Source organism: Verrucomicrobiota bacterium, assembly GCA_016871535.1.
In the GTDB taxonomy this organism is placed as follows: Bacteria; Verrucomicrobiota; Verrucomicrobiia; order Limisphaerales; family SIBE01; genus VHCZ01.
Genome location: VHCZ01000282.1, coordinates 1 through 7760 on the forward strand (window position 1 = coordinate 1; position 7760 = coordinate 7760).

At 60.2% G+C, this 7760-nt stretch carries 5 protein-coding genes; 2 read left to right on the plus strand and 3 right to left on the minus strand.

Annotation, left to right across the window (positions count from 1 at the left end):
* The first annotated feature begins 266 nt into the window (after positions 1-266).
* On the plus strand, positions 267-2261 hold the full coding sequence (locus tag FJ398_23820; protein ID MBM3840925.1) for a PAS domain S-box protein: 1995 nt from the start codon (positions 267-269) through the stop codon (positions 2259-2261).
* 32 nt (positions 2262-2293) lie between these two features.
* Here the strand turns inward: FJ398_23820 and FJ398_23825 are convergent, their stop codons facing one another.
* The 3 genes from FJ398_23825 to FJ398_23835 all read right to left on the minus strand — a co-directional run bounded on the left by FJ398_23825 (position 2294) and on the right by FJ398_23835 (position 6585).
* Entirely contained in the window at positions 2294-3652 is a 1359-nt protein-coding gene (locus FJ398_23825; protein MBM3840926.1) for a DUF1501 domain-containing protein, read from the minus strand.
* 186 nt (positions 3653-3838) lie between these two features.
* Entirely contained in the window at positions 3839-5308 is a 1470-nt protein-coding gene (locus tag FJ398_23830) for a DUF1800 domain-containing protein (protein MBM3840927.1), read from the minus strand.
* A gap of 323 nt (positions 5309-5631) precedes the next feature.
* Positions 5632-6585, minus strand: a complete 954-nt coding sequence (locus tag FJ398_23835) for a thiamine pyrophosphate-dependent dehydrogenase E1 component subunit alpha (protein MBM3840928.1) — start codon at positions 6583-6585, stop codon at positions 5632-5634.
* A gap of 341 nt (positions 6586-6926) precedes the next feature.
* Between FJ398_23835 and FJ398_23840 the strand changes: the two genes are divergently transcribed.
* Entirely contained in the window at positions 6927-7508 is a 582-nt protein-coding gene (locus FJ398_23840) for a response regulator (GenBank protein ID MBM3840929.1), read from the plus strand.
* Positions 7509-7760 lie beyond the last annotated feature (252 nt).

Consider the following 7760-nt stretch of genomic DNA (forward strand, 5'->3'; position numbering starts at 1 on the left):
GGCTCTCGGTCTCACCCGTGACCGAAGCGGAATGCAAGCGGCTGCTCGAACTCGCGGAAACGGTCGTGCCGTGAAACATGATTGGTAGGGCTGACCTGCCGGTCAGCCGGCGTGATGTGTCAAAGTAGCCGAAGGTCCGCAGACCGGCAGGCCTGCCCTACCGCTCAAGATGCGCCGTGCCTTGCCGGGCAAGCACCTTTTTCCATTTGAAGGAGAGAGCGAAGGACTTAATGTTCCTCTAAGAATTCCGAATTGACGGAAAAGCCATGCCCGACGAACGCATCGAGATTTTACTGATCGAGGACGTTGCCAAGTTCGCCCGGCTCCTGCGGGACATGCTCCAGGCGACGCCGGGCGTCGAGTTCGACGTGCACTGGGTCGAGTCGCTCGCGGAGGGTTTGAACCGAATCCGGCAGGCGAAGACCGATCTCGTGCTGCTGGATTTGTCGCTGTCCGACTGCAAGGGATTGGAGAGCTTTGACCGGGTCCGCTCGCTGGCGCCGCATCTGCCTATCATCATTCTGAGCAGTTCGGACGATGAAACGCTGGCGGTGCGCGCCGTGCACGAAGGCGCGCAGGATTACCTGGTGAAGGGCCAGATCGACAGCCCGGTGCTCGTTCGGTCCATCCGCCACGCCGTCGAGCGGAAGAAGGTCGAAGTCGCGCTGATTCAGGCGCAGGAGAAATACCGCGGCATCTTCGAGAATATCGTCGAGGGCATCTTTCAAACCACGCCGGACGGGCATTACCTCAGCGCCAATCCAGCGCTGGCGCGCATTTACGGTTATGAATCGGCGGAGGAGTTGACGACGCGCCTGACCGACATTCAGCACCAGCTTTATGTCGATCCGAACCGGCGCTCCGAATTCATCCGGTTGATGGAGCAATTCGACGTCGTCAAGGATTTCGAGTCCCAGGTCTATCGGCGGGACGGCAGCATCATCTGGATTTCGGAGAACGTGCGGGCGGTGCGCGGCGCCGGGCACAAGCTGCTCTACTACGAGGGAACCGTCGAGGACATCACAGAACGGCGGCAAGCCCAGGAGAAGCTCCGGACTTCCGAAACGCTCTATCATTCCCTGGTGGAAAATCTGCCCCAGAACATCTTCCGCAAGGATCTCCACGAACGGTTCACGTTCGCGAACCAGCGGTTTTGCGACACGCTTGGCAAGCCGCTGGAAGAAATCATCGGCAAAACCGATTTCGATTTTTTCCCGCCGGAGCTCGCGGCGAAATACCAGCAAGACGACCGTCGCATCCTGGAAACCGGACAGCTTTTCGAGACGGTCGAAGAGCACCAACCGCCGGGCGGCGACAAAATCTACGTCAACGTGGTCAAGACCCCCATCTTCGATGCCGACGGCAAGATCATCGGGTTGCAGGGGATTTTTTGGGACATCACGGAGAAGAAACGCGCCGAGGAACGCCTTCAAAAAACCACCAATGAGCTGGCCAAGAGCCGGGAAGAATTGCACATCAAAAACCAGCAGATGGAGGAAGATCTCCGCATGGCCCGCGAGATTCAGCAGAGCATCATCCCTCAGCAGTATCCTTCCTTCCCGCGTTCTGCCCAACCCAAGGACAGCGCTTTGCGCTTTTGCCATCGCTATCTCCCGACGGGGACGGTGGGCGGTGATTTCTTCAACGTCCTGGCGCTCTCCGACACAAAAGCGGGCTTGTTCATTTGCGACGTCATGGGACACGGGGTGCGGTCGGCGCTGGTGACCGCGATCATCCGCGCGCTGGTGGAAGAAATGACTCCGCTCGCGGCCGATCCCGGCCAACTCTTGAGCCAACTCAACCGCGATCTGCGTGCGATCCTCAAGCAGTCCGGCACGCCTTTGTTCACAACCGCGTTCTATCTCGTGGCTGATCTGGAGAGCCGGCAAATGTGTTACGCGGCGGCCGGCCATCCCAAACAACTGCTGGTCCATCGCTCCTCCCTCGTAGTCGAGTTGCTGCAAAGCCCGCGCGGAATGCCCAGCCCGGCCCTCGGCCTGTTCGACCACGTGGCCTATCCAACGGCGACCGCTTCCTTTGCCCCCGATGATCTGGTCGTCTTGTTTACGGACGGCCTTTACGACGTAGAGGGGCCGTCGCAAGAGGAATTCCATCTCGAACGGCTGGTGGAGGAAGTGCGCAAGCGCGCCCGTTTGCCCGCCGGCGATTTGTTCGACGCGTTGATCGCTCAAATTCGCAGCGCGTCAAAAGGCGGCACGTTTGCGGATGACGTTTGCCTGGTCGGGATGGAAGTGGCGTGACGGGGTAGAGACACGAATTTCCTGCACCGTCATCAAACCAGTCCCACAGCCGCGAACTTCCGGCCCAGGACCGGCGCGCTCGGTGTGTTGAGCCAGCCTTCGAGCACACCTGCGTAAACGGAGCGAAAGTCCACGGTGAATTTCAAATCACCGTTGACCAGATCCTCCGGCGCGAGGCTGGGGCAGCTTCCAAGGAAACCCGCTTTGATCTTGTCGCCAATCACGAACATCGGCGCTGCCGCCCCGTGGTCCGTGCCGCCGTTCGCATTCTCCGCGACGCGGCGACCGAATTCGCTGAAGGTCATGATCAGCACGCGCTCGAAGTTCCCTTGCGCCTTCAAATCCGCGACGAACGCCTTCACGGAGTCGGCCATGTCCTTCAACAGACGCTCGTGGGTGCCGGTCTGGTTCGTGTGCGTGTCATAACCGCCTTGCGACGCATAGAACACGCGCGTGGGCAGGCCGCCGCCGATCAGGCGGGCAATCAACTTCAGAGAGTTCGCGAGCGGCGACGCCGGGTAGGTCGCTTGATTCGCCGCCTTCTTGCTGATGGCCAGAATCTTGTCCGAACTCACCTGCGCATCCAGGGCCACGCGCTCCAGGTAATCCAGGGGTGAGCCGGCGAATTTCGTCCCGCCGGCGACCGCGCCAACCGTGTCGCCGGAAGTTCCGTCGTTTCGCCCTTCCAATTCCATGAGCGGCGCGGGCCGGTTCAGCTTGCGATAGAAAGGTTCGCTCGAGGCGGTCTCGCCTTCCATGGGCCGGTCCAGGTCCGCGAAACGATAATTCTCCGGACTGTCCAGGCTCACGCCGACGGGCTTCGCGCTCGCAAAAGCTTGCGGCATCTGGCGGCCAATGTTCACGCCCACGGTCGGGTCGGAGCCCCGGCACGCGTTGTCGAAGTAACGTCCGAGCCAGCCGTGTTTCTCGAACTTGTTCGCGTCGCTCGCGGTCTGCCAGATTTCGGTGGACCGGAAATGCGACCGATTCGGGTTCGGGTACCCGACGCCCTGGATCACGGTGAGATTCGCGGCGTCGAACAGTTCCTTCAGCCCGGCGAGGCCAGGGTGGAAGCCGAAGTCGTCGTTGAGTTTCAACACGGCGTCGGCGGCCAGTTTCAAGCGGGGCCGCGCGCGGAAGTAATGGTCGTTCGTGAACGGCGCGACGGTATTCAACCCGTCGTTGCCGCCGGCCATTTGCAGAACGACCAGGAGGCGGCCGTCCTTGCCGGTGGTGATTTGCGTGGCGCGATCAGCCGCCTCGGCGTGCAAAGTTGAAAATGTGTTGGAAACAAAGGATGGCACCGTCCAGGTGAACGCGCCGCCGAGCAGGGAGGTGCGCAGGAATTCACGGCGGGTCTTGAGATCAATTGCCGAGTTCATAGCTTTCATGTCTGATGGTTTTGATCGTTCCTCATTCCCTCTCCCTTGAGGGAGAGAGACAGGGTGAGGGGGAAGGCGTTGGACAAATCAGGAGCGTTGGAAAGCGCCAGCGTTTCTCCCTCACCCCAGCCCTCTCCCGCTGGGAGAGGGCCAAATTGGGCGCAACGAACGTCATCGTATTTATGCCCATGGCCACTAAGTCAGTTGAAATTCGGGAGTGGACATCAGCAGACGGATGGCGTGGCGGATGTCGGCGTCGTCCAGTTCGCCTTGCGCGTCCAGGTATTCGCGCAAAGTTTTCTCCTGCTTCTCCCGGAGTTTCGCCTGGAAGAATCGTTTTTCGAGCGCCTGAATGAGCGCATCTTTGGTGCGCCGGTCTTCTTCCGTCAGGATCTTGGCGACATCGACGGCACGCCCGCGCAAGTTCGGACGATTTCCGGGGCGCATCATCGGGGCGCCGTTCGGGCGGCCCGCCATCATCGGCATCGGGTTCTCGCCCAGCACCAGGAAAGCGGCGAGGTTGTAGCGATTCAACAAATTGTTGGTCGTGATCCAGCTCAAGCCGCCATCCCAGCCCTTCACATTCGGCGGTGCAAACAAATCTTGTCCCAGGAGCCGGAGAATATTGTTCGTCACGAACGGCGGCGGCAATTGGGTCTCCAGCATGCGCACGCTGCTCACCAGCCATTGCACCGGCCCCTTGACCTGGCTCCGCACCACGGAGTCTGAATAAAATTCTTCACTCCTGAACATCGCGCGCAAAACCGGTTTGAAGGTGGTCCCATGCTCGCGGAAAATCTTCGCCAGCGCATCGACCAGGTTCTCGGATGGATTTTCGCCGGCAAAGAAACTCCACAATTTGGCCGTGATGAAGCGCGCGGCCCGGGGCTGAGCCACAATTTGCTCCAGGACGTCCTCGCCTGTGAGGTTCCCGGTTCGGCCCAGCACGGTTTTCTCGCCGCTATCATGGAGCCGGGGCCGATCCACGAACACCTGGTTCACGCGATCCAGCGACCAGCCCGTCAAAGCGCGGGCGGCTTCGGTGACGTCCTTTTCGGTGTAATGCCCTTCGCCCAGCGCGAACAACTCCATGACTTCGCGCGCGAAGTTTTCGTTGGGATGTTCCCGGCGGCTCTGCGCCTGGTCCAGCCAGATCAACATGGCGGGGTCTTTGGAAACCGCCGTCAGCAGTTCCAGCCAGTTTCCCTGGGCGTGCTTGCGGAACGTTTCGTTCTGAAGCCACATGAAATAGGCGTCCCGGACTTTTTGGAAACTCGTCGCGAAATGCCCGTGCCAGAACAGGGTGAGCTTTTCTTGAAGCGGACAAAGCCCCCTGGCCATGCGCTGAAGCCACCATTGCCGAAGCGCGAGCAGCCGCTCCTGCTGAGTCCGCTGTTCCATTTGCTGGAACTTGCGGCGCTCTTCAGCGGTGGCGTTCCTGAACTTTTGGACGCGTTCGATACGGCCCGGATCGGGCTGGGCCCAGTCCGGCGCGGGCGTGTCATCCGCGACCTCTTCGTAATCCACAAAGTGAAGGACGGCTTCTTCCGGGCCGAGCGCGGCGAGCTTTTCAATCTCCGCAGGCGGCCCGCCGAATCCGGCTCGATTGAGCAGGTGCGCCGCGCGGGCGTAGGTCCAACCTGAATCAGGCAGTGGCTTGAGCATATGGCGGACTAGACGGATTTTGCTTGGGAAAGGTTGCGCCAAGTTCGGCACCAGCCGAGCTGGTGGTTCCAAGTTTAAGGTTCAAAGTTCAAAGTTCTCACAGACGCTTGTTTTTCGTATCTGCTCAGCGTGGTAGGGACGGATTCCACTCCGTCCCTGACTAATCCTTGAGGCGTCCTTAAAAGGGGGAGACGGACAACGGAAAAACAGGAGCCTCCGTTGGCCCATCGCCTCTTCCTGGGCGGCGGTCTGCCTCAGGCTTGATTTTGGACGAACTCCCGGCGCGGCGGTGGTCCTTCTGAGTGAGCGCCGGATAGCCGGTATCAAGTTTGCCCTTGCGCGTCGTTCAGATGTTTGCACGCGAGCGGACACCAGTCTTCTTTGTACGGATCGGGACCCGGTTCGCGCTGGACTCTGGCGACGGCTTCCTCGACCCGTTGCGCGACCTCGCTGCGCCAGCCTTCCACGGCGCCCGGTTCGGCCCAGCGTTGTTTCAGCAAGAAATCCTCCGCGACCTTCAGGCAGTCGCGGCCCACGGGACTTTGCCTGAGCTTGGGATCGATGTAACTGGAGTCGTCATGCTCGCCATGGCCGCAGAGCCGAAGCAGCCGGGCGACGACCATTTGCGGACCGAAACCCTGCCGCGCCCGCTGGATCGCTCGGGCCATCATTTTCAGGCAAGCGCCCAGGTCCGTGCCGTCCAGGGCATGGCCTTCCACGCCGTAACCGGCGGCCTTGTCGATCAAGGACCGGCAGGCGAACTGGCGCGAGGTTGGGGTCGAGTAGGCGTATTCGTTGTTCGCGACCACAAGCACCAACGGCAACCTCTCGACGGCAGCTTGATTGAGCGCTTCGTGAAACGCGCCTGTGGAAGTGCCGCCATCGCCGATGCACGTGGCGCCGACGGATTCGGAAACGCCTTTGAACTTTCGCGCCATGAGGATTCCGTTCACCACGGGGATCATGGCGCCCAGATGGCTGATCATGGGCAGCAACCCCTGCTTGGGCCGCCCGCGATGCACGTTGCCGTCGCGGCTGCGCATCGGACCGAGCGCCGAACCGAGGTAGTTTCTCACGGCGTCGAGAATCGGCTCCCCAAAAGCCAGACGGCCCGCCAGGTCCCGGATCAAAGGGGCGAAAACGTCTCCAGGCCGGAGCAATTGGCCGACCGAGACGCTCAACGCTTCCTGGCCGCGACCGATGAAAACGCCGCCATGAATCTTGCCCGCGCGATACAGGCTGGCAAATTTTTCGTCCAACGTGCGGCCCAGCAACATCCAGCGGAAAGCTTTCAGGTAGGATTCTCGAAAAGCAGAAGCGTCGTCGCTGGCAACCAAACCCGGAAGAAGACCGGGCCACGTGGAATCTGCGGTTTGAAGCATGCGAGTCAGCAAGTATTCACGGCACCGTCGTCCGATTGCCCCACCCCAATCGAATGGCCTTCGATTTTCGATCAGGTCACAGAAAACTAATACTCTTCCCGCGAAGCTCAGTCAACGCTGCGTGGATCCCCCCTTTGCAGAATAGAGAATTTTTGTCCGGCGGAAACCGTTCGCCCGCTTCTTGCTGGTTCAGGTAAACCGCAAAATTGAAAGATGAAAGACTTCGTGACCCAGCCATGAAAATCCTTCTCGTTGACGATGATCCCGTTGCTCTCGAAATCCTGCAAACCGCCCTCGCCTACGCCGGCCATCAAACCGTCGAAGCCCGCAACGGCGAAGAAGCCTGGTCGGTTCTCGCGCGCGATCCGGTGCAGATCATCGTCAGCGATTGGATGATGCCCAAGCTCGATGGGCTCGAACTCTGCAAACGCATCCGCGCGCGGCGGTCGCGGGATTACGTCTATTTCGTCCTGCTCACGGCGCGGTCGGACAAGGAGAATTACCGCACGGCCATGGAAAAAGGGGTCGATGATTTCCTGGCGAAGCCATTTCGGTGCGACGAACTGTTGATCCGGTTGCGCGTGGCGGAGCGAATCCTGGGCGTCATGAGCCAGGTGAAAGAGTTGAAAAGCCTCTTGCCGATTTGCAGCTACTGCAAACGCATCCGGGATGACCGCGATTACTGGCATCAGATCGAATCCTACATCCACGCTCAGACCGGCACGGACTTCACGCACAGCATCTGTCCGCAATGCTACCAGGAACACATCAAACCGTACCTGGAAGAGTCGCGGCGCCGCGCCCCGGTCGCCGTGTGAGAGCGGCAAGGCAAAATCGTTACAACGTTAAGAGGTTAAATCGTTAAATCGGTTTATGGGTCAGGGGGGATTCTGATCGCAGCTGCCCCATCCCCCGATTTAGTTAGCTAGCTAGTTAGCTAGCTAGGAATCAGGATCAGGGTCTCCGCACCAGACGAAGCGAGGTCGCTTCGACTTCGCCCGGTCCGCCGCGCAGATCAAAGATAAGTTCCACCTCTTCCAGCATTGGCCCATCCGCCACCGAAGAGCGTC